The sequence below is a fragment of the Oceanisphaera sp. W20_SRM_FM3 genome, assembly GCF_052119705.1.
Classification (GTDB): domain Bacteria; phylum Pseudomonadota; class Gammaproteobacteria; order Enterobacterales; family Aeromonadaceae; genus Oceanimonas.
Genome location: NZ_JBGQOP010000003.1, coordinates 67037 through 88492 on the forward strand (window position 1 = coordinate 67037; position 21456 = coordinate 88492).

Annotated in this window: 22 protein-coding genes; 16 read left to right on the plus strand and 6 right to left on the minus strand. The window is 49.1% G+C overall.

Features of this window, described 5'->3' with window-relative positions; all coding sequences use genetic code 11:
- Window positions 1-88: 88 nt before the first annotated feature.
- Window positions 89-1243: a flagellar assembly protein T N-terminal domain-containing protein gene (locus ACEN2G_RS02860; RefSeq protein WP_442019955.1), complete on the minus strand. Its 1155-nt coding sequence runs from the start codon at window positions 1241-1243 to the stop codon at window positions 89-91.
- A gap of 366 nt (window positions 1244-1609) precedes the next feature.
- Between ACEN2G_RS02860 and ACEN2G_RS02865 the strand changes: the two genes are divergently transcribed.
- Together ACEN2G_RS02865 and ACEN2G_RS02870 are read left to right on the plus strand one after the other, a co-directional pair.
- Window positions 1610-2359, plus strand: a complete 750-nt coding sequence (locus ACEN2G_RS02865; RefSeq protein ID WP_442019956.1) for a FlgO family outer membrane protein — start codon at window positions 1610-1612, stop codon at window positions 2357-2359.
- Complete coding sequence (locus tag ACEN2G_RS02870) at window positions 2349-2750, plus strand: LPP20 family lipoprotein (protein ID WP_442019957.1); 402 nt, start codon at window positions 2349-2351, stop codon at window positions 2748-2750. The genes ACEN2G_RS02865 and ACEN2G_RS02870 overlap by 11 nt, the downstream gene beginning before the upstream one ends.
- A 314-nt stretch (window positions 2751-3064) precedes the next feature.
- On the opposite strand, the gene flgN is transcribed toward ACEN2G_RS02870, so the two are convergent.
- The 3 genes from flgN to flgA form a co-directional block, all read right to left on the minus strand.
- A complete protein-coding gene (flgN, locus tag ACEN2G_RS02875) occupies window positions 3065-3478 on the minus strand; it encodes a flagellar export chaperone FlgN (protein WP_442019958.1) in 414 nt (137 codons plus the stop codon).
- Between the two features lies 1 nt (window position 3479).
- Window positions 3480-3800: a flagellar biosynthesis anti-sigma factor FlgM gene (gene flgM, locus ACEN2G_RS02880; RefSeq protein ID WP_442019959.1), complete on the minus strand. Its 321-nt coding sequence runs from the start codon at window positions 3798-3800 to the stop codon at window positions 3480-3482.
- Between the two features lie 68 nt (window positions 3801-3868).
- Entirely contained in the window at window positions 3869-4573 is a 705-nt protein-coding gene (flgA, locus tag ACEN2G_RS02885) for a flagellar basal body P-ring formation chaperone FlgA (protein ID WP_442019960.1), read from the minus strand.
- Window positions 4574-4827: 254 nt separating this feature from the next.
- Between flgA and ACEN2G_RS02890 the strand changes: the two genes are divergently transcribed.
- The 14 genes from ACEN2G_RS02890 (at window position 4828) to ACEN2G_RS02955 (ending at window position 19569) form a co-directional block, all read left to right on the plus strand.
- Complete coding sequence (locus ACEN2G_RS02890; RefSeq protein ID WP_442020041.1) at window positions 4828-5742, plus strand: chemotaxis protein; 915 nt, start codon at window positions 4828-4830, stop codon at window positions 5740-5742.
- Window positions 5743-5761: 19 nt separating this feature from the next.
- Window positions 5762-6583, plus strand: coding sequence for a CheR family methyltransferase (locus ACEN2G_RS02895; RefSeq protein ID WP_442019961.1), 822 nt, complete (start codon window positions 5762-5764; stop codon window positions 6581-6583).
- A gap of 553 nt (window positions 6584-7136) precedes the next feature.
- Window positions 7137-7538 (plus strand): flagellar basal body rod protein FlgB, encoded by a 402-nt coding sequence (gene flgB, locus ACEN2G_RS02900; RefSeq protein ID WP_442019962.1) that lies wholly within the window; start codon window positions 7137-7139, stop codon window positions 7536-7538.
- A complete protein-coding gene (gene flgC / locus ACEN2G_RS02905) occupies window positions 7535-7954 on the plus strand; it encodes a flagellar basal body rod protein FlgC (RefSeq protein WP_442019963.1) in 420 nt (139 codons plus the stop codon). The genes flgB and flgC overlap by 4 nt, the downstream gene beginning before the upstream one ends.
- Window positions 7955-7960: 6 nt before the next feature.
- Window positions 7961-8659 carry a flagellar hook assembly protein FlgD gene (locus ACEN2G_RS02910; protein ID WP_442019964.1) on the plus strand — a complete coding sequence of 233 codons (699 nt, stop codon included), beginning with the start codon at window positions 7961-7963 and terminating at the stop codon, window positions 8657-8659.
- Between the two features lie 11 nt (window positions 8660-8670).
- On the plus strand, window positions 8671-10002 hold the full coding sequence (flgE, locus tag ACEN2G_RS02915) for a flagellar hook protein FlgE (protein ID WP_442019965.1): 1332 nt from the start codon (window positions 8671-8673) through the stop codon (window positions 10000-10002).
- Between the two features lie 252 nt (window positions 10003-10254).
- Window positions 10255-10998, plus strand: coding sequence for a flagellar basal-body rod protein FlgF (flgF, locus tag ACEN2G_RS02920; protein WP_442019966.1), 744 nt, complete (start codon window positions 10255-10257; stop codon window positions 10996-10998).
- An 81-nt stretch (window positions 10999-11079) separates the two neighbouring features.
- Window positions 11080-11868 carry a flagellar basal-body rod protein FlgG gene (gene flgG, locus ACEN2G_RS02925; protein WP_442019967.1) on the plus strand — a complete coding sequence of 263 codons (789 nt, stop codon included), beginning with the start codon at window positions 11080-11082 and terminating at the stop codon, window positions 11866-11868.
- Between the two features lie 21 nt (window positions 11869-11889).
- Entirely contained in the window at window positions 11890-12582 is a 693-nt protein-coding gene (gene flgH / locus ACEN2G_RS02930) for a flagellar basal body L-ring protein FlgH (RefSeq protein ID WP_442019968.1), read from the plus strand.
- A 442-nt stretch (window positions 12583-13024) separates the two neighbouring features.
- On the plus strand, window positions 13025-14128 hold the full coding sequence (locus tag ACEN2G_RS02935) for a flagellar basal body P-ring protein FlgI (protein ID WP_442019969.1): 1104 nt from the start codon (window positions 13025-13027) through the stop codon (window positions 14126-14128).
- An 85-nt stretch (window positions 14129-14213) separates the two neighbouring features.
- Complete coding sequence (gene flgJ / locus ACEN2G_RS02940) at window positions 14214-15254, plus strand: flagellar assembly peptidoglycan hydrolase FlgJ (RefSeq protein ID WP_442019970.1); 1041 nt, start codon at window positions 14214-14216, stop codon at window positions 15252-15254.
- A gap of 9 nt (window positions 15255-15263) precedes the next feature.
- A complete protein-coding gene (gene flgK / locus ACEN2G_RS02945; protein ID WP_442019971.1) occupies window positions 15264-17240 on the plus strand; it encodes a flagellar hook-associated protein FlgK in 1977 nt (658 codons plus the stop codon).
- A 9-nt stretch (window positions 17241-17249) separates the two neighbouring features.
- The gene (gene flgL / locus ACEN2G_RS02950; protein WP_442019972.1) at window positions 17250-18500 is read left to right on the plus strand and encodes a flagellar hook-associated protein FlgL; all 1251 of its coding nucleotides are present in this window, start codon (window positions 17250-17252) and stop codon (window positions 18498-18500) included.
- Between the two features lie 523 nt (window positions 18501-19023).
- A complete protein-coding gene (locus ACEN2G_RS02955; RefSeq protein ID WP_442019973.1) occupies window positions 19024-19569 on the plus strand; it encodes a hypothetical protein in 546 nt (181 codons plus the stop codon).
- Between the two features lie 161 nt (window positions 19570-19730).
- Here the strand turns inward: ACEN2G_RS02955 and ACEN2G_RS02960 are convergent, their stop codons facing one another.
- Together ACEN2G_RS02960 and ACEN2G_RS02965 are read right to left on the minus strand one after the other, a co-directional pair.
- A complete protein-coding gene (locus ACEN2G_RS02960; protein ID WP_442019974.1) occupies window positions 19731-20891 on the minus strand; it encodes a type II toxin-antitoxin system HipA family toxin in 1161 nt (386 codons plus the stop codon).
- Window positions 20881-21123, minus strand: coding sequence for a helix-turn-helix transcriptional regulator (locus ACEN2G_RS02965; RefSeq protein WP_442019975.1), 243 nt, complete (start codon window positions 21121-21123; stop codon window positions 20881-20883). Before ACEN2G_RS02965 ends, ACEN2G_RS02960 begins: the two co-directional genes overlap by 11 nt.
- Between the last annotated feature and the right edge of the window lie 333 nt (window positions 21124-21456).

Genomic DNA, 21456 nt, shown 5'->3' on the forward strand with positions numbered 1-21456 from the left:
GCCAAGTTGGCACTCTACAAAAACACCGCTTTTAAAAGAGCGGTGTTTAATTTTTTGCATGCGCGCGGGCTTGGTCTTCTTTACCGCCTCACTTCACTGAGGTCAGCATGTCGCCTGGGGTGATGCGTACTTCGCGGGCGGCGCTATCTGCAGGGGCTAATATGCTGTAGTCGGTGTGACTTTGCTGCACCACAAATTGGGCTTTGGAGGAGCTTTCGCTGTAATAACCGGGCTGCAGTTGGCGCCTGTGGATCAGCGTAAAGCGATCGCCGGGTTGAATACCGGCCTCTCGGCCTAAGTCCATTAAGATGCCCTCATCGGATTGCTGCAAAATATGGCCTATGGCTTTCATGCACGACTGCGCCTTAACAATATCGTTAGTTATGCGCACCAAGAGTTGGTCGGCAGCTAGGCCATAAGACGACTGCCAAAAGCTTTGTTGCTGCACATTCACCTTGGCGTGCTTTTTAAACGGCCAAGGGGCTTCTATGCGGTATTGCTGCTGCAGTAAGCGCTCACCGGTAAAGCTGTCTTCTAAGGTAACCGACAAGGCAAATTGACGGGGCTTATCTTTTATTTTCCATTGTACCCAGTGGTCGTCGTCCATGCTGATGTCGTTAAGCACACCACTCAGCAAGAGTCGTGATTGTTGTTTTTGTGCCAATACGTCACTGCCTTTGCGTAACCCTTGGCTACGCGGCAGCTGAGTATCGGTGGCAACTTGATAGGGCAGTTGCGTCATCAAATTGACGCTGGGCATTAGATGCTGAGCTAAACGGGCGGCGGCGGCATTGCCTAATTCATAAATTTGGCCAAATTGACCTTGTTCAGGATGTTGAATAGGAAAGCTGGTGAGGCTAATACCCGGCCGATATCGGCTGGCACACTGTGCTTGCACTTGTTGCGGGTTGGGCCAAATGTCGGCGCGCACTGTGAGCCATAGGCGGCCTTGGTCGCGGCGCTCGTTAAGGACCACGTAATCCATTAGCTCGCCTTGGGCTGCGATGTCGAGTTGCTGGCCAGAAAGGGCGCCGTTAGTCACGGATTGCACGGTAGTAATGGACGCGCCGGCTTGCAACAGTGCATCTGTGAGCGCTTGCTCGAGTGCTTGTTGGCGTGCAGTTTCTGTCCCTTGGCTCAGGGGCGCCGAGCCTTCTGCTTGGTACCAGTCGGCGTTAGCCGTAAATGGCAACATCAGCGGTAACAGCAGAAATAATGAGGACAAAAGGGCTTTTATTGACACGGTTGCATCCTAGTTAGCACCGAGGCCAGCATTAAGTTGGCGTGGTAATCAATTGTTGGCAAGGATTATGCAAAAACCTTGCCTACTAAGTACAGTAAAAGGCAATTTTGCTGCAGTTCGGGCTTATAACGCTGGTTTTGGGTAGGCTTTATCGGTATATCTAACCGCCTTACTGGCGCAAAGATTGCCGAAGATTATCACAGCGGCAGTTTTTTGCCGCTAGCTGCTTTATCTGCGAAGTGCCTTAATGGTTTTGCTTAAGTGGCGCCAAGGGTTTGGCTTAGCTGCTTTGGCTGAGCGGTAAAGTTTACGGTGCTTGTGCCGATAGCTTAGCCGGTAGACGGTCTTTTATTTAATGGAGTCATGATGAGTAGATGCCTTTTTCTAGTTGTGGTGCTGGGGCTTACCGCTTGCACCGCATCAGAAGAGCCACAGTATGATGCGAATAATCATTATCTGCCCCACTATCATGCGTCCCACTATGTTAATGGCAAACCTTTGGGGCCACTCCCGCGCCCAGCAGTGTCGCCGCGCCATACTCAAGATGGTGTACCCATGCGCATGAGTGCCGGTAACCGCAGTGCTTATTTGCCTCAGGCGGGTCCATCTTTGGTCGGCGGACAAACCCAGCTGCAACAGCATATGTCGGCATTGGCCTACCAATTGGTGTCGAGCATTCATAAGGTAGATGCGCAATCTGGCATAGCCGTGAGTGGCTTTGTGGATCAGCAAGATTATAAGAGCCAAGACGATTTTAACCGTTTGTTATCTGAAACCATGATGTTTCAGCTTAACCAATACGGCTTGCGGGTAGTGGATTTTAAAACGCTGCCTTTTATTCGCATCACGCCCGAGGGCGACATCAGCACCAGCCGTGATTATCGCCAGTTGAGCTCACGAATGGGGGCGCAATATTTAGTGCACGGCACCGTGAGTCAAACCATGGGCGGACGATTAATTAATGCGCGCCTTGTTTCCCTGGGCGACAACAGTTTGATTGCCAGTGGTCAGCAGTTTATTCCTGCATATTTAGTGGCCAGCATGGTTAAGGCAAAAGGCCCAGAGGCCAGAGTGCAAGTCATTACGCCTGAATACAGGAGCCGTTATGCTAAGTAAGCGTGGATTATTATTGGGCCTGTTGTTACTGCCATTAATGGCCTGCAGCACGCAAGGCGGGCCTAAACCCGCAAGAAATCATATTTATGCGGTGGGTTATGCCCCTATAAGCTTGCAGCAGCCGCAGGATCCGCAGCAAAAGTTATTACACGCCATGCGCGCCTCTAAACTGGATGCCTATCGGGAATTAACCGAGCAATTAAGTGGTGTGATGACCTCAAGCTCGAGCATCACTAACAGCAATATTTTGCAAGACGGTACCGTAAGCAACAGCAGCCGCGGCGTCGTGCGCGGCGCGCGCGTGGTAAACAGTTACCCCGATGGTGACATGTACATCACTGAGCTGGAGCTGGATTTAAAGTTGTTTGAAAAGCTAAGACGCGGGTATTGAAGGGCAGTTCGCCCTGTAACCGCCAATTTATTCGGCGATGCTGCAAAGCAGGATGTTTTAAATCTATATAAACAAACCGTGGCGAATAAATTGCCACCTACAAAAAACGCCAGCCTTGTAGCCGCCAACTTTGTTAAACAGAGAGTTTCGGCGGTGCTGCGACGCAGGATGTTTTAAATAACCTATAAAATAGCGCTAACCTTTCACAAACAAAAACACCGCTCTTTATGGGAGCGGTGTTTTTGTTTGCTTAGTGATTTGGTTTTATTTTGCTTCACGCTTCACGCTTCACGCTTCACTCTTCACGGCGAAGCTTAAACCTTAAAGCCGGCACCTTTATTAATGCCTTTGGTGTGACCTTTTTGGTCGTAGGTGACGCTTTGCCGTTCGTGCAAGCGGCTTAAAATATTGGCAAGCTGGCGTACGCCGTTGAGCGATTGCTCGAGTAACTGCTCGGCAACCTGGCTTTGCTCTTGGCATTGCTCTACTAACTGACGCAGGCTTGCAACTTGCGGATGATAATCAGTGCTTAAGCGCTCTCGCTCTGGATGATTGGCAAGCTCGGCGTCTGTTGCCTGAATTTGCGTTAATAAGGTGTGTTTTTTTTCTGCCAAGGGCGGCAGTTCGAGCGCTTTTCGCGTCACGATCAAATCGAGCTCTTGTTGAGTAATCTCTAACAAAAGCTCGAGTTGAGTTTTCTGTTGGGTTAGCAGCGCAGCAAGCGACATATTAGATACCTTCTAAATCCTGCTCAAAGCGAGAGATATTGGCCGCCAATCGGTCACTGTCTACTTGATAGCTGCCTTCATTAATGGCTTTTTTCAGTGCCTCTAAGCGAGCGCTGTTATCCGGTGCTGGCGTATTGGCCAACGACTGCTGCACTTGACTCAAACGCTGTGCTTGAGGCGTTAGCGTGACTGAATCTTGCTTAGGTGTAGCCGTAGTGGCCGTGCTTGCGGGCGCGGCATCTGTGCCGACACTTTGCTTATATTTGTTGTTGGTAAGCGGCGCATTGCTGCCAAATCCAACGGGTAATTTGTCGATAGCCATAGTGAAAGTCCTATTCTGCTGCTGCGTAAAAGGGGTATCGGCTTAATACGTGATAACTTTAGCAGAATTTACAGCTTAACTTGCACTTGGCCAGCGGACATGATTTGGGCACTAATTTCTCGGCCAGAGTTGGCGTTACTGACGCGAATAGTGTCATTAAATGAGCCGTCTTCTTTGGCCATACCGTCGGTTTTTATGGTGAGCCCGCCAGTCTGCGCCAAAATGCTGACTTTGTCTCCCTTACACACCACACACAACTGGTTATTTAAAATAGGCTGCCCGGGGCGCAAGTCGCGTTTGGTGCGAGAGCCAATCAAATCGGCCGGATTATTAAATACATCGCCGCGCAGCAAAACTTCATCTTGATAATCCACACTTAAATGCTGTGCTTGCAGCAAGGTATTGCGTGTTATTGGATCACTGGCGGTGACCACGGGTTTAAGAACTTTTACCCGTACCGGTACAAATATTTCCCAGCTGGGCGTTTCATGGCATTGCAAAAATACATGAGTGTTACGTTTAACTTCACCAGCCCCGCGAATATCCGCGGTCAGTTGGCCTAGGCATTCGGTTAGGACTAAGCGGGTGTCAATGCTGGCGGCATTCACTTCTAATTTATCGTCTGGCTGCACAGGCACGAGATCGCGAACATAATCTTCGGCGTAGCGGCGAATTTCATCATGCACGCTGCTGTCACCCAAGGTTTGCGCCTGCGCTGAACCTAATCCGATCAGTAGCAAGAACAGGGTGGGCAATAAACATAATGCGCGCATGCTTTGCCTGATGGCGTTGCACGGTAAAAAGATTCTGTTAAGCATTCTTTCCTCTTGGCCGATATAAAGAAGTGTGCGATATCACGTCTTGACTGAGCGCTGATAGCGTCTGCTGTTAGCGGATGCTAAGCTAGCGCCGGTTAACAGCGTAAACGCGATACGTAAATACAATAAGCACTTACTAATAAGTACAATCATGCATAGAGCATGCCATGGACGGACACCTTACCACGGCATTAATGGAGAAACTGTATATGGCGAGCGTACTCGACTCGGTAAACCAAAGAACACAACTGGTAGGTCAGAACAGACTGGAATTATTGTTGTTCAGACTTAACGGGCGTCAAAGATTTGGCATTAACGTGTTCAAGGTCAAGGAAGTATTGCAGTGCCCTAAGTTGACGGCCTTGCCGCAGCGTAATGCAGTGATTAAAGGTGTGGCCAATGTTCGTGGTCAAACCATCTCTATTATTGATATCAGTAAGGCCATGGGTGGGCGTCCGGTTGAGCAAACCGACACCAGTTTCGTGATTATTTCTGAATATAACCGCTCCATACAGGGCTTTTTAGTCAGCTCAGTTGAGCGCATTGTTAATATGAACTGGGAAGCGATTTTACCGCCACCAAAGGGCACGGGCCGTTCTAACTACATGACAGCCGTCACCGAAATTGACGGTGAATTGGTCGAGATCTTAGACGTCGAAAAAATTCTTGATGAAATTGCACCGCGCAGCGTAAGCGTTAAACAAGAGTTAGTGGATGAAGTTTCGGTGTTAAAAAGCCTCACCCAAAAACCCATTTTGATTGCCGATGACTCCTCTGTGGCGCGCCGCCAAATTCAGAAAACAGTAGAGACCTTAGGGCTTGAATGTATTGTGGTGGAAAACGGCAAGCTGGCGCTGAATAAGTTGCGCGAATTAGCGGCTATGGGGCCTATTCATGAGCAATTAAGCATGGTTATTTCCGACGTGGAAATGCCAGAAATGGATGGTTATACCTTAACCGCCGAAATCCGTAATGATGCAGCACTCAGAGATTTACATGTTATTTTGCATACTTCGTTAAGTGGTGTGTTTAATAAAGCATTGATTGAAAAAGTCGGCGCCAATAATTTTATCGCTAAATTTCATCCCGACGAACTGGCCACAGCCGTGAAGGCTGCGCTCTAAACTGCCGTAAAGGACACAGATGAAAAATCTGACCGAAGAACAATATCACGCTTTTTGTCGCTTTTTAGAAACCAGCACCGGCATAGTGTTAGGCGATAATAAGCAGTATTTGGTTAAAAGCCGCTTGTCGCCTTTGCTGGCTCGTTTTCACATAGAGTCATTAGACGAGCTGATTGTAAAGTCCATGAATATGCGTGAGCGTGAGCTAAAAACGGCGGTGATCGATGCCATGACCACCAACGAAACCTTATGGTTTCGTGACTGTTATCCTTTTACCTTGCTCAACGACAAGCTATTTCCTGAGTTGGCCAAACCGGGCAAAACCTTAAAAGTGTGGTCGTCTGCTAGCTCGTCAGGGCAAGAGCCGTATTCGATAGCCATGACGGCCCTTGAATATCAAGCCCGCAAACCGGGCGGCTTGCCAGGATTACAAATTGTGGCCACCGATATTTCAACCAGCATGCTGGAGCAATGCAAGAGTGGTATTTACGATAGCCTGTCGCTGGCGCGCGGCTTGTCACCGGAGCGTAGAAGCCAGTTTTTTACGCCGCTGGCCGAAGGCAAGATGCAACTGCAAGACAAAGTACGAAACATGGTCAGTTTTCGTCCCTTTAACTTGTTAGACAGCTACAGCTTGCTCGGTAAATTTGATATTATTTTCTGTCGTAACGTATTAATTTACTTTTCGCCGGCCAATAAAACGAAAATTCTGAATCAGTTTGCGCAAGCACTTAACCCCGGTGGCTATTTGCTACTTGGGGCGTCTGAATCGCTCACCGGCTTATCAGACAAGTTTGAAATGATCCGTTGTAACCCCGGCATTATCTACCGCATCAAATAACCTAAGGCCCGCAAGGGCCTTTTTTTATTGCCTTTTTATTATCAAAATATCTGCTTCACACATCTACAAGGGCCTTATGTGTGTTTGTAGTCTGGCGCTTCAGCTGCCAGTCCCGCCTCAGCGGGATTTAAAATCCATCCAGCTATGCTGGCCCGGCGAACAAGTTGCCGGCTACGGTAACGGTGTTTTCGTAGGTGGCAACTTGTTCGCCACGGTTTGGTATTGGCCCTAAAATATTCTGCCGCGCAGAACCGGCGAAACTCTCTGTTTAAAAACCGTGCCGGCTACATGCCTACCGAAAATTTCTGTTTTTTTAGTGTGCCCGTCTCTTCGGTGAAGAGGAATTCTGTACGTTTTTGCTATTGGTCTTTAGCTTAGTGCCTTGCTATTGGCATGAGTCTTGCTTGTGTATGGCTATAGCATAAGCATCAGTTGAACCTAGGGTAAGCACAGCGTATTCAAACCCAAGTCAACACTCAATTTTAGCCGCAGGTGGCAAGCATTTGCCGCCTACTGGCAAAAAACGTACACAACGTAAGACAAGAGGTGCAGGGTGACGATTTCATTCGACAAAGCCTTTGGCATACATCAACACGCGCTGGTGACTCGTTCAAACCGTGCCGAAGTGCTGGCCAGTAACTTGGCCAACGCCGACACGCCTGGCTATAAAGCCAAAGACATGGACTTTCAGGCGGCGCTCAGTCAGGCACAAAACGACCAAGGCTTTTCGTTGAGTCGCACTAATCAGCAGCACTTCGCCGTTGAGATAGCACCGCCGGGCATGGTGCAGTTTCGCGTGCCTAATCAGCCCGATACGGGTGACGGCAATACGGTTGATGTGCAAACCGAGCGTAATAGCTACATGGAAAACGCCCTGCAGTATCAAGCCTCGCTCGAGTTTTTAAACGGCAAAATAAGCGGCCTGTTAAAAGCCATTAAAGGAGAATCAATGTGAGCCTATTTAAGGTATTTGATATTTCCGGCAGCGCCATGAGCGCCCAGTCGGTGCGCCTCAATACCACCGCCAGTAACTTGGCGAACGCCGACAGCGTTAGTTCCAGCATCAATGAAACTTACCGGGCGCGCAAACCGGTATTTGCCGCCGATCTCGAACAAGCACTGTCTGATCGTCAAGAAAGCGTCGGTGTTAAAGTGATGGGCATAGTTGAAACCGACAAGCCATTACTGAAAGAATTTCACCCAGACCACCCCATGGCTGATGCAGAAGGCTTTATTTATAAGCCCAACGTCAACGTGGTAGAAGAAATGACCGACATGCTGAGTGCGTCCCGCAACTACCAAACTAACGTGCAGGTAGCGGACGCCGCCAAGCAAATGTTGCAGCAAACGCTGCGCCTCGGTAAGGGGTAATAACGAATGCAAGTAAATCAAGATTACCTTAACGGCCTTAAATGGCCCGGCGAGCAAAGCCCCGCCGATAAAGCCAAAGACCCTAGCCGGGCACAACTCGGCCAAGAAGACTTCTTTGCGCTAATGACGCAACAATTAGCCTATCAAGACCCGTTTAAACCGGCGGATAACTCCGACATGATTGCGCAAATGACGGCGTTTACCTCGGCAGACGGCATCAGTAACATGAGCAAGCAGCTCTCGGGCTTGAGCGAAGTAATGACCTCCAGCCAAGCGCTGCAGGCGTCTAGCCTAGTAGGGCAAAAAGTATTATTGCCCAGTAACTTAGCTTATTGGGATCAAAGCGATGCGGTAGATGGCGTGGCCGTAACCGGTGAGGGTGCCAATAACGTGGTGATCCGTATCGAAAATGAAAAGGGCGAATTAGTGCGCTCCATGAGCCTAGATGGCCCACAGCGCGGCAACGTGCCCTTTACCTGGGACGGCTTAAACGAACAAGGCGAGCCTGCTCCCACGGGGCGCTACAAAATTAAAGTCAGTGGCATCATTGGCAACCAGCGTGAAGACCTCAACGCCTTGGCCTTTGGCCGGGTAGACAGCGTAACGCTGGGCAGTGCCAACAGCCCGACTCTGGTTAACTTATCGGGTTTAGGGGGGGTTCCCTTGAACCAAGTACTCGAAATTGCTGGCCGTAAAACGGCGTAAGGAGCTCCACCATGTCTTTTAATATTGCTCTTAGTGGCGTGAACGCGGCACAGAAAGATCTCGACGTAACGGCCAACAATATCGCCAACGTCAACACCATCGGCTTTAAAGAGTCCCGTGCCGAGTTTGCCGATGTATACGCCAACTCTATTTTTGCTAACGCCAAAACCCAAGTGGGCAGTGGTGTGCAAACTGCCGCCGTGTCCCAGCAGTTTCACCAAGGTGCGTTGCAGTTCACCAATAACTCGCTAGACATGGCGATTAACGGCAGTGGCTTCTTTGTGGTATCCAACGAAATTGGCTCACTGGACCGCACCTTTACCCGTGCCGGCGCCTTTCGCTTAGATAACCAAGGTTTTGTGACTAACTCTCAAGGTCATTTCTTACAAACCTACAAAGCGAATGCCGACGGTACGCCAGCAGGTTTGGGTATTAATAGTACTCAAGCATTAAAAATTCCTGACAAAGCTGGTCAGCCACAAATGACTACTGAGGCTAAAACTGGTGTTAATTTGCCGACTAAAGCCGATTCGTTGGACTTGACTCAGTTTGATCCCACCGATTCAGAGACTTATACCTCATCTACTTCGATGACGGTATATGACTCTTTGGGTGATACCCACACCATGACTCAGTACTTTGTTAAAACAGGGCCGGCAAATCCAGGTGATCCTAATACTTGGGAAATGTTTGTGTATGTAGATGGGAAGAATTCTTTAGGAACAACCAACCCCGCTGTTGCTGGGCACCCCCTTGATCCCGATGTACCTGCAGATAGTATTAACTCGCACCCATTAACGTTTGATACTGCAGGCCAGTTTATTGCTTCGACTCCTCCTGCTCCGACTTTAGATGAGTTAACCACACAACCATTGGGCTTTACTAACGGCTCAGATCCTGATCAACAAATTATGATTAAGATCCCTTCAGCGACCTTGAACTCAGGTCCGTTTGAGGTAACTTCGAACAGCCAAGACGGTACTACCGTTGGTCGCTTAACTAAGGTAGACGTAGGCCCGAACGGTTTAGTACAAGCCACGTACAGTAACGGCAGCACCGAAAACTTAGGCATAGTGGCCATGGCGCGCTTCCCGAACGAACAAGGCTTAACGCAAATTGGTGATACGCAATGGCGCCAGTCGTTGTTATCCGGTGAAGCCGTAACCGGCCAGCCCAATACCGGTATTTTCGGTAAAGTGAGCGTGGCGGCATTGGAGCAATCTAATACCGACTTAACCTCTGAGCTGGTGGACTTAATCACCGCCCAGCGTAACTTCCAAGCCAACTCTCGGGCACTGGAAGTAAACAGTACCCTGCAGCAAACCATACTGCAGATACGGTAACTTAAAGCTAGAAGCTAGAAGCTAGAAGCTAGAAGCTAGAAGCTAGAAGCTGTAAGAAAGACCAAACACCGCCCGCAAAGGCGGTGTTTTTGTTGATGTTGGCACTGCTTTCATCTTTAACTTCCAGCTTACGGCTTTAAGCTTACAGCTCTGTTGTGGCACTATTCTTGCATTATATTTAAACAGTTAGCCGGGCAGTAATGCTTTTCGGCATTAATCAGTACTTATTCGGCCAAGGTCGACGGAGCTGAAATGGACAAATTGCTTTATATCGCCATGTCTGGCGCCAAAGAAAACATGCACAGCGTGGCGGTGCGCTCTAATAACTTAGCCAACGCCAACACCACCGGCTTTAAAGCCGACATGGAGCAAGCCCGTGCCATGCAAGCCTTCGGCGAAGGTATGCCCACTCGCGTGTTTGCCATGACGGAAAAACCGGGGCAAAACTTTGCCACCGGCCCCATTCAAACCACGGGCCGGGATCTTGACGTTGCCATCGCCGGTGACGGCTGGCTGGCAGTAGAGTCAAAAGACGGCTCTGAAGCCTATACCCGTTTTGGTAACTTGCAAGTGGCACCCGATGGCCGCCTGCAAACCAGTACTGGCTTGAACGTGTTAGACGATAACGGCGGCCCCATTATCATACCGCTGCCGTTAGAAAAGATGGAAATTAACAAAGACGGCACCATCTTTGCCCGCTTAGAAGGCGAACCGGCCAACGGCGGCGCCGAATTGCAGCGCATTAAAACCGTACTGCCCAACAATGCGGATCTTGAAAAAGGTCAAGATGGCCTGTTTCGTCGTAAAGACGGCCAGGCCGAAGCGGCTTCTGCTCAAGTGCAACTGCTTGCCGGCGCATTGGAGGGCAGTAACGTCAACCCCGTGGCCGAAATGACCCATTTGATCGATCTGCAGCGTCGCTTTGAAACCCAATTAAAAATGATGAGCCACGCCGAAGAAAACGATAAAGCCCATGCTCAGCTGCTGCGTATCTAGGTAGTTATAGGTATCTAGGTCGTTATAGGTATCTAGATAGTTAAAGGCATTTAAGTAGTTAAAGGTATTAAGGAGAGTGCAATGAACCCGGCATTATGGATTAGTAAAACAGGCCTTGACGCGCAGCAGACCAATATTTCGGTCACCTCCAACAACTTGGCGAACGCCAGTACTGTGGGCTTTAAAAAGGGCCGGGCGATTTTTGAAGACTTGCTCTATCAAAATGTGCACCAGCCCGGTGGCCGAGCTACGGCCGACACTAACTTGCCCTCGGGCTTAATGTTAGGTGCCGGTAGCAAGGTGGTGGCCACCCAAAAAACCTTTACTCAAGGCAGCGTGCAAACCACAGATAACGCGTTGGATGTGATGATTGACGGTCGCGGCTTTTTTGAAGTGCTGCTACCCGATGGCACCACCGGCTATACCCGTAATGGTCAATTTGCCTTGAACGAAGAGGGCGTGATAGTAACGCCGGGCAATGGTTACCCATTGCAGCCAGAAATGCAGATCCCCGATAACGCGCAAAGCATTAGTGTTGGCACTAACGGTGAGGTGTCGGTGCAAATTGCCGGCCAAGCTGAGTCACAAATTATTGGTCAGTTAATTATTACCGACTTCGCCAATCCGGCGGGCTTACAGCCTAAAGGCGAAAACTTGTATTTAGAAACTCAATCCAGTGGTGCCGCCATGCAAGGCATTGCCGGTGCCGACGGTTATGGCACCATCAAGCAGGGCATGCTGGAAACCTCGAACGTGAACGTGACCGAAGAGCTGGTGAACTTAATTCAAGCCCAGCGCGTGTACGAGATGAACTCCAAGGTTATCTCCTCGGTTGATGAAATGATGGCTTACGTTAATCAGCAGCTGTAATTAAATAAAGGCAGGAAGAGCATGATGCGCAAACTAATGATGGCGATGAATTTGCTAGTGGTGGGGGGCTTAAGTTTAGCCGGTTGTACCAGCACGCCTTATACGCCAAAACCGGACGATCCGGCGTTTGCGCCTGTTATTCCCAGCCTAAGTGAACAGCAGCTAGAGCCTAATGGCGCTATTTTTAAAGAGAATTACGCCAATAGCCTGTATTCCGATATTAAAGCCCATCGCGTGGGCGACATTATTACCGTTGAGCTTGCCGAGTCGACGCGGGCGCAAAAGCGTGCCACCACCCAGCAAGGTAAAGACAACAGCGTCAATATTACGGCTCCCAGCATAGGCGCACACGGCATTAGTATTGCGGGCAATCCTTTTAGCGCGTCTTTATCAAGCAGTAATGAGTTTGACGGCCAAGCCAACACCAATCAAAGCAACAGCTTACAAGGCAGTATTACCGTAAGCGTCGCCCAAGTGTTGGCTAACGGTAACTTAATGGTGCAGGGGGAAAAGTGGATCATGCTCAATACCGGCGAAGAATATGTACGTATTAACGGCATGATACGCCCGCAAGACATTAGCGCCGATAACCGCATTGCCTCTAACCGCGTGGCCAACGCGCGCATTTATTACGGCGGTACCGGCGACTTTGCCAATACGCAAAGCCGCGGCTGGTTATCTAAGTTCTTCAACAGCCCTTGGATGCCGTATTAGTTGTGTGAAGGGTAAGGTGTGAAGCGTAAAGGGCTAAAGAAAATGCTGAGCAAAACAAAGGGCGATTTTAGCCACGGAATCCACAGAAGAACACAGAAAAATTAAGATGGGATAAGAGCGAAAAGAGATCTTATTGGTAAACAAAGAAAAGAGATTAGAGGGTGGTAATTAGGTTGTCCCTTCACTCTTTACGCTGCACCCTTAACAGGTTTTTATTCAGATTTTATCTCTATTTTTCTGTGGGTTCCGTGCTTCTCGTAACAAAGAGTCGTAGCAAGAAAATCTTTATGTTCGGTTTTAGGTTCTGCTTACGGCTTAACGCTTCCAGCTTCCAGGCACGGTTTGGCCTTGGTTTTAGATATTTGACGGTGAGGAAAAGGCGTAAGGGTTGAACACATCACGCCTCACCATTCACCCCTCACATTGTCGTCAGGAGAAATACATGCAGCAGCTCACCAGTTTATTATTGAGCTTAACCTTATTGGCAGCCGCCTTAATGCCGGCTCAAGCGGCGCGCATTAAAGATATTAGTTCGGTGGCCGGCGTGCGGGCCAACCAACTGGTGGGGTATGGCTTAGTGGTGGGCTTGCCCGGTACCGGTGAGCGTAACAACGCCTTTGCCGCCCAAACCTTTAGAACCATGCTTAATAACTTTGGCATTACGGTGCCAGACAATATGCGCCCTAAAATGAACGACGTAGCACCGGTGGCAGTGCACGCCGAGCTGCCGGCGTTCGCCAAGCCCGGCCAAACTATCGACATTACCGTATCGGCCATTGGTGAGGCGAAAAGCCTGCGTGGCGGCACCTTGCTGCAAACCTTCTTAAAAGGGGTGGACGGGCGCGTGTATGCCTTGGCGCAAGGCAGCTTAGTGGTCGGCGGTTTAGGTGCCGAGGGCGCAGATGGCTCGTCCATCATGATCAATATTCCTACCGTAGGCCGTATTCCAAATGGTGCCATGGTGGAGCGTGAAGTAGAAAGCTCCTTTGGCCGTGGCGACACTATCGTTTTTAACTTACACAGATCCGACTTCACCACCGCCAAGCGCATGGCCGAAACTATCAACGACTTAGTTGGCCCCAATAATGCCCAAGCATTAGATGCGACGTCTGTGCAGGTGTATGCACCGCGCGATCCGGGCGAACGAGTCAGTTATTTGTCGAGCCTAGAAAACCTAGATATAGACGTAGCTGACGAGTCCGCCAAAATTATCGTTAACTCGCGCACCGGCACCATAGTGATTGGTCAAAACGTTCGCCTTAAGCCTGCGGCCATTACCCACGGCGGCCTCACCATTATGATTTCTGAAAACCCTGAGGTGTCGCAGCCTAATCCGTTATCAGAGGGAGAAACCGTAGTGGTACCTAACAGTACCGTAAATGTGCAACAACAAGACTCGCGCATGTTTAAGCTCGACACCGGCACTACGCTCGACGACTTAGTGCGCGCCGTTAACCAAGTGGGCGTGGCCCCCGGTGACTTAGTTGCGATTTTAGAAGCGCTGCGCCAAGCCGGTGCCATTCAAGGCGAGTTGGTGATTATTTAAGTAAATGTGAGGAGTAAGGCGTAAAGGGTGAGGTGTTACCCCTCACGCCTCACTATTTACCCCTTACGCAAAAAAGGAGTAGCGGATGAAACCCATGGACTCATCGAGTAACAGCCTCTTGGTTAACGACATTCAAGGATTAGACAAACTGCGCCAACAAGGTTTTGCCGAAGACAGAGGCAAGGCGCTAGACGAAGCCGCGCGCCAGTTTGAAAGCCTGTTTACGCAACAGCTGTTTAAATCGATGCGTGATGCTAACAAGGTGTTTGAAGCCGATGGCTCCATGAACAGCCGCTACACCGAGCAGTATCAAGATATGCACGACCAACAGATGTCGGCAGAGCTCAGCAAGCGCGGCAGCTTAGGCTTGGCAGACTTAGTGAGTAAGCAACTCGGTGGCGAACAAGCCGCGCCGCAGCCACAAGCGCGCCAGTTTGATTTAACCGATGTGCGCCGTATCTCCGGCAAGGTAGTGCGACCTCTGGGTGCCGATGGCGTAGCAGGCGCCGTTGAAAAAGCTAAAGCGCGCGCGCGCGCACCGTTAGAAGCCGCCGCTAATGGCGAGGCAAATAGTCTATTAGCCAACCACGTTTCAGCCAACAACGCATCAGTAAACGGCAACGATACCGTGGTTTACCGTGCCAGCGAGCCGTTTCGCTCCCCCGAAGACTTTGTGAAGCGCTTAATGCCGGCGGCGGTTGCGGCGGGTAAGCGCATGGGATTGCCGCCTGAGGCCATGCTGGCACAGGCGGCATTAGAAACCGGCTGGGGTAAAAAGATCATAGGGCCAAAAAATGGTGACTCTAGCCATAATCTTTTTGGCATCAAGGCCGATAACAGTTGGAAGAACACAAAAACCTGGGTAAACACCTTGGAATACGAGCAAGGTGTGGCGGTACAAGTTAAGGCGCCATTTCGGTCTTACGACTCGTTTAATGACAGTTTTAACAACTACGTGGACTTTTTGCATGAAAATCCACGCTACGGCAACGCCTTGCAAAACACAGATTCGCCTAAGCAATATTTTAAAGAATTGCAGCAAGCGGGCTACGCCACCGACCCCAAATATGCAGACAAACTCAGTTCCATTTTTGATACCGTTACCCGTTTGGTAGCACAAGCATAAGGACACATCATGGCTGTTGATATGTATCAAACCGGCGTAAGCGGGCTGCTGGCGGCACAAGCCCAGCTAGCCACCACCGGCCATAACATTGCCAACGTGAACACCGAAGGCTTTAGCCGCCAGCGAGTAGAGCAATCAACAACTTTGCCTATGTATCACGGTGCCCAGTTTTATGGCACCGGCACGCGCGTCACCGACGTTACGCGCATGTATCAGGAATACGCCTTTAAAGATGTGTTGATCAGTAACACCGAAAAAGCGGGCGCCGAGGCGTTGTATAATCATTTAAGCTTTTTGGATCAAAGCCTCACTGGCGTAAACAAAGGCTTGGCCGCCAGCCTTGATGATATGTATAAAGCCATTAACGCGGTATCGGATAACCCGGGTAACTTGGGTAACCGCGACTTAATGCTGGCCAACGCCAAAGACATTACTAGCCATTTTAACGAGTACTACAGCGCGCTCGAGCAAGAGATGACCATTAAAAATCGTGACCTCGACTCGCGGGCCGCTCATGTGACTTCTATTACCGCAGGCATTGCCAATCTTAACCAAGAAATCTTTAATGCCGGTCTTAATGGTTCGCCTAACGACTTGCTCGATCAGCGTGATCGCTTGATCCAAGAGCTAGGCCAAGAAGTATCAATCACTACGCTAAAAGATAGCAATGGCATGATTTCGGTGATGCTAGGCGGTCGCGAGCCGTTAGTAAGTGGCAACCAAGCCTACGGCATGGAAGTGCGCGCCGGCTCACCGGACCCGCAGCAAACCGAGCTGTATTTAACCGCCCCCGGCAAGCCAGAATTGGCGACTCGTATTAAAGGCAGCCAAGCCCTTGGCGGTGAAATGGGCGCCTTGTTCCATTATCGCGACCAAGTGTTGGGCCCTAACTTAAGTGATATGGGTAAAGTCGCCATTTCTATTGCCGATGCCTTTAACCAAGTGCAAAAGCAGGGCGTGGATTTAAACGGTCTGGCGGGCAAAAACTTCTTTACCGATATTAATGCCTCAGAAGCGCAGGCCAACCGCTTTTTAAGCAATAATTCCAATATTAGCGGCGGGGTGGAAATCACCGATACCGCTAAGTTGACCGGTGGCGAATACAAGCTTAAGTACGATGGTACCGATTATAAGTTAACCGATATCACCACGGGTAAGGCATACGATGTGGGTGTAACAGGCCCAGTAGCGCCAAGTACAGAGCTGACACTCGCGGTATTAGACCCAGATTTAGGTTTTAACATTACCTTGAGCGAAGCGCCTAAAACCAACGACGAAATGCTTATTCGACCAACACGCCAAGGCGGTAACGACTTAAAAGTCGAGCTGAATACTGGCGATCAAATCGCCGCCTCCGGATCTGTGATGGTGGACGCTAATAAAGACAACACAGGTACCGGTAAAGTGAATGTGCAGTTGGTTGCACCTACGGCACCTGCAGTGGCTATTCCTGAAGGGGATTACCCGTTAAGTGTAAAAGCGGTCGATGATGGCAATGCCAGTTCGCCCCCCGTGTTAGTTTATGAGGTATACAAAGCAGACGGAACCGCCATTGGCCCTCCTTTGGCGCCCGACGCGGACGGTAACATCACCTTCGGTGATGTACAGCTGAACATTAAAGGCACGCCTGCTCAGTACGATCAATTTGTGATCAAGCAAGCCAAAGGCTCGGGTAATAACACCAACGCCTTAGCTTTTGCTGATATACAAAACAAAAAATGGCTGGATAACGGCAAGTCAACCGTGACCGATAGCCTCAATAAAACGTCAGTAGAAATAGGCGGGCTAACTAAAAACCAACGGGTAAAGGCGCTGGCAGCCGAGGCGGCCTATAACCAATCTCACGACCGTATGCTGTCTACCTCTGGGGTTAACCTAGATGAAGAAGCCGCTAATTTATTACGCTTTCAGCAGTCCTATATGGCCTCAGCACGGGTGGTTACCGTGGCTTCCGAGACCATGAACACGCTCTTGCAGATACGCTAAGGGATCAATATGCGCATTTCCAGTTTTCAATTTACTCAGCGTAACCTAGACAATATCAGTGGCCGCACCACAGAGGCCAACAAGCTTTTGGGTCAAATATCGTCTGGTAAACGTGTTGAATATGCCAGTGATGACCCAGTAGCGGCCAACGGCATTTTTAACTATAAGCAAGAACTACGAAAGCTTGAGCAATACAAAACCAACATCAACTTGGCAGACAATCGTCTAAGTCGTGAAGAAACTGGTTTAACTAGTGCTGAGAATATTACTCAGCAAGTTAAAGAGATCATGCTTAAGGCCAACAACCCAGCTATTGGCCCTCAAGAGCGCGATGCTTTTAAAGCAGAGCTGCAAAGTCGTATTGATGAAATGTTAGATATTGCTAATGCCAATGATGAGTTTGGTCAGGCAATTTTTGGTGGGTTTCAAACCGACAGCGCTCCTTTTACCCGTCAACCCAACGGTGATATTACTTATAGCGGCGATACTGGCCAGCGCCAAATGGTGATTGGCGACAGCGTTAAAGTAGAACTGAATCACAGTGGTGAGCAAGTGTTTGGCGGTGTGCCTAATCCGCGCGGCGACTTTACTATGAGTTACGCATTAAAAGATGGTGCCCGTCAGGATCAACTACAGGTAGAAAGTGCCAAAATTAGTGATAGAGGCAGCTTTACTGATGCGCACCCTTACACTATCGAATTTATGGATAGCAGCCCAGTGGCGGGCAATATGGCCTACCGCGTGACTGATAACAATAATGTGGTTGTGCCGACTCCACCTGCCGATCCTGCTTTATACACCCCAGGTAGCAAAATTACCGTAGACGGTGTGGATATTGTGATCAAAGGCGAAGCCAAAGTAGGCGATAAAATCACACTGGGTTCAACCGTTGCAGACGGTACCGGGCAAGACGAGCTGGGTGTTTTTGATATTTTGAACCGCGCTAAAGAGTGGCTAGAAACAGATGGCCATAATGCCAATGGCCAAGCCAATATGGCTGATATTCTCGGTGAGTTAGACGCCATGGGCGGCCACTTTACACGGGTACGTGCCGACACCGGTAACCGCATGCAGCGTCTCGATAATCAAAGGGAGACTCACGCCGAGATGACGCTGACCTTAGATAAACTGCGCAGTGGCATGGAAGACCTTGATTATGCCCAAGCTACCGGTGAATTCAGCCAAATAATGGTAGCGTTAGAGGCGACCCAAACCATGTTTGGCAAAGTGCAAAGCATGAGCTTGTTTAATTATATTTAGGGCTTCGCCCGTGAAGAGTGAGGCGTAAGGTGTGAGGGGTTAAAGATAGGCTAAACCCTAAAAATAGCGCCGAGTACCCAGCGCCCAGCTAAAGCAAAAGCACCGCTCCCATAAAGAGCGGTGCTTTTGTTTGTGTGTGGTTGTATTTTTTGTAGAGGCCCGTCTCTTCGGCGAAGAGGACTTCGGCCCGGTTTAGTGTTTTGGTCTAAATCTAAACCTCAATAACAGCCAGCAAGGCTGGCCTGCCTAACAAGTTGGCAGCTACAAAAGAACAAACCTAAACAGGACGGTACAGTAGCTGAGGTTAATACGTAATCAGGAAACATTAACCATTCAACATTGCTCTGTAGCTCAGCACAGTTCGCACAATTGCAGCACCTCAAGCCTGACGGCCCCGTCGGCCATCTCTTGCCTTGGGCTATCCGGTAACGCTCTCCTTTTAAAATTTCCAACAGCTACCTTTAACTAGGTATCACCTTACCTTGGCTTTCTTAGTTGGAATTTTTATAAGAGGGAACTCAATATGTTTATCACCAAAAACAATAAAAAGAATCAGTGGCAGATATCAGGCTATGTCTCTAAAACCTTTATTAAACATGGTCAATACGGCCCGTTTGGCATGTTCGTGGTGGCCATTGACGATGGTTACTATTCTAAAAAAGAGCAAAAATTTATCGAACGCACCCAGTTTATTGCAGTCGATGTAGGAAAATTGAAGGATTTGCCGCCGCTCACCATTGGTGATTATATCGACTTGGAAGGTAAGTTCGAAATTGAACAGTGGGAAGATAAAGAAACAAGAAAACCACGTACCGAAGTTAAATTAAAGGCCATGAAGCTTAACGCTCACATCCCTGCGGGTATCTGTCAGCTACTTAAAGAACAGGGCTACGCCAAGCCTCCTCAGCAGGGCGCTAAAGCTCCACAGTCAGGAGGGTTTCAACACCAGCAGCCATCACAACAACAGGGTGGAAATCAAAGCGCAGCTACGTCGCAGGAACGCCTGCCGCAGGAACCGCCAGCACAATATGGTGGCTATAACCAGCCGCGGGGCGGTAATTCAACATAAAATCAAAGACGCTAAGAGACTATGCAAGGTAGCGCTGCCCTTGAGCCGTCATCCTGACGCACGTCAGGATCTCGCTTGGTTTTTAGGGATAAGAGTAGATATCCAAGCTGATCCGACACTGTGACAGAAGTATTTTTTGTAGATACTCAATTCAGGTCGGCTCACTTTGGCGCAAGGCATGATAACAAATGCATGAGTATCTGCTGCTTATCAGCCATCACTTCTGTAGTTAGTGCTTGCTGTATTTGTGCTGCTACTAGCCCCATCGCCTGCTCGCACTCATCATATAAAGCATTCGCCTGTGCTTGAGTTAATTCACAATGCTGTATGCCAAAAGTTAACAAATGTTTACGCGACCACCATTTACGGCTACCCATTAAAGTCAATGCAGACACATCATTTTTAATATAAGCCGTAGTGCTAACCACATCAAAAGCGGGTGCTAGCCAGATGTTATGAATGTTTTCATACAGGAGGCCGAAGTTTTTTAAATGTGCATCACCATTTTGTAAGTGATTATTCAGTACCATCATCTTAAAAAACTGCTGCAGTGCTGCGATTTTGTGTTGTGGAGAAACAAAACTGGTGATGCTTTTAGCTAACTGTTCATAGCTACCCTCGTATTTTTGCTTGCGACTTTTGGCTGCTAATACGCACATGTCCTCAAAACCAAGCCATTGCCCAGTCGAGGTTAAATCAAAACGTTTCATAATAAAAAGAGCGCTATCGTCGGACAAATAAAATTCAGGCACAGCAATGCCTGCGGCTTTTAATACCCGCATACACCAATATTCATTTAGTGCTAACTGTGGATAATCTGGGCCCCAAGCCTTAACAATGTAATCTTCCATGCGCAACGTGGCTTTATCATGGATTTGCGCCAACACTTTGGGCTGTACGCCACTTACAGGCGAGTGCAAAGCAAAGCGTACTACCAACTCATCAAATAGCCCCGCAGTAGGGGACAGTAAGTCTGTAAGCTCCAAGGGCTGAACGGCTTCAATATCTACTTGATAATGCACCCGCCCGCGTACGCTGGGCGCTAACAACTTAAGTAAGCTCAAGTCATCAGCACCGCTGAGCTTGGCAAAGTGACGTTGCAACACCGATAGCAAATAACCCTCGGGCAAATGCATCTCAAATAACGGTGGTAATGAAGAATGTGAATAATCTCGGCTGCGCACCGGCATGGTTAACGAGACAAAATTTTGCACAGTCATATCAGGTCCATAACGAAATACAAACTCGCCTTGCTCACTAAACAGCTCACCGGCAGCTTGCCCTGCTATCCATACTGACAAAGGATTATCATTAACGGCCATCGCGTAGTTCCTCGAAAGTAGGGAAGGGCGATTTTTCACGAAGTGATATTTCAGAGCCTAAATAATCTAGCATTTTCATTACCTTTTTCAGGCCTACGTCTCCCGAGCGGCCCAGCTCAAACGCATTTAAAGTGGTACGTGAAATGGCCAAATGATCAGCCATCTGTTGCTGTGATATTTTCTGCCGCAGGCGCAGCTCACGCACTGCTTGGCCTAATTCTAAATACGTCATAATGTACAAAATACTCTACATACCTTGATTTATACTAGGTATTGTAGAGTATTTTGTACGTTTGTGAGAGGGGTTTTATTATTTGTTAAGCACATCAAACTGTTTTTCGCTGTCATTCTGACGCCGGTCAAGATCTCATTCTTAAGGCAGAAGAGCGAGATACCGAGGCGAGCACGGTATGACGGCCGTAGGGGCTGTGTCTGCTGTGTTTTTCGCCGTCATCCTGACGCAGGTCAGGATCTAGTTTTGTAGGCGAACGCTTGCTTTTGCATTTCGCCGCTGGCGGAACGACTTAAAGCCCTAAACACCTTTTGCCACGCTTCTTTGTTACGA

Excerpts from the sequence above, each read along its gene's own strand:
- ACEN2G_RS02865 (WP_442019956.1), top strand. The coding sequence starts at position 1,610 with ATGAGTAGATGCCTTTTTCTAGTTGTGGTGCTGGGGCTTACCGCTTGC.
- ACEN2G_RS02870 (WP_442019957.1), top strand. The coding sequence starts at position 2,349 with ATGCTAAGTAAGCGTGGATTATTATTGGGCCTGTTGTTACTGCCATTA.
- flgN (WP_442019958.1), bottom strand. The coding sequence starts at position 3,478 with ATGTCGCTTGCTGCGCTGCTAACCCAACAGAAAACTCAACTCGAGCTT.
- flgM (WP_442019959.1), bottom strand. The coding sequence starts at position 3,800 with ATGGCTATCGACAAATTACCCGTTGGATTTGGCAGCAATGCGCCGCTT.
- flgA (WP_442019960.1), bottom strand. The coding sequence starts at position 4,573 with ATGCGCGCATTATGTTTATTGCCCACCCTGTTCTTGCTACTGATCGGA.
- ACEN2G_RS02890 (WP_442020041.1), top strand. The coding sequence starts at position 4,828 with ATGGCGAGCGTACTCGACTCGGTAAACCAAAGAACACAACTGGTAGGT.
- ACEN2G_RS02895 (WP_442019961.1), top strand. The coding sequence starts at position 5,762 with ATGAAAAATCTGACCGAAGAACAATATCACGCTTTTTGTCGCTTTTTA.
- ACEN2G_RS02910 (WP_442019964.1), top strand. The coding sequence starts at position 7,961 with ATGCAAGTAAATCAAGATTACCTTAACGGCCTTAAATGGCCCGGCGAG.
- flgE (WP_442019965.1), top strand. The coding sequence starts at position 8,671 with ATGTCTTTTAATATTGCTCTTAGTGGCGTGAACGCGGCACAGAAAGAT.
- flgF (WP_442019966.1), top strand. The coding sequence starts at position 10,255 with ATGGACAAATTGCTTTATATCGCCATGTCTGGCGCCAAAGAAAACATG.
- flgG (WP_442019967.1), top strand. The coding sequence starts at position 11,080 with ATGAACCCGGCATTATGGATTAGTAAAACAGGCCTTGACGCGCAGCAG.
- flgH (WP_442019968.1), top strand. The coding sequence starts at position 11,890 with ATGATGCGCAAACTAATGATGGCGATGAATTTGCTAGTGGTGGGGGGC.
- ACEN2G_RS02935 (WP_442019969.1), top strand. The coding sequence starts at position 13,025 with ATGCAGCAGCTCACCAGTTTATTATTGAGCTTAACCTTATTGGCAGCC.
- flgJ (WP_442019970.1), top strand. The coding sequence starts at position 14,214 with ATGAAACCCATGGACTCATCGAGTAACAGCCTCTTGGTTAACGACATT.
- flgK (WP_442019971.1), top strand. The coding sequence starts at position 15,264 with ATGGCTGTTGATATGTATCAAACCGGCGTAAGCGGGCTGCTGGCGGCA.
- flgL (WP_442019972.1), top strand. The coding sequence starts at position 17,250 with ATGCGCATTTCCAGTTTTCAATTTACTCAGCGTAACCTAGACAATATC.
- ACEN2G_RS02955 (WP_442019973.1), top strand. The coding sequence starts at position 19,024 with ATGTTTATCACCAAAAACAATAAAAAGAATCAGTGGCAGATATCAGGC.
- ACEN2G_RS02960 (WP_442019974.1), bottom strand. The coding sequence starts at position 20,891 with ATGGCCGTTAATGATAATCCTTTGTCAGTATGGATAGCAGGGCAAGCT.
- ACEN2G_RS02965 (WP_442019975.1), bottom strand. The coding sequence starts at position 21,123 with ATGACGTATTTAGAATTAGGCCAAGCAGTGCGTGAGCTGCGCCTGCGG.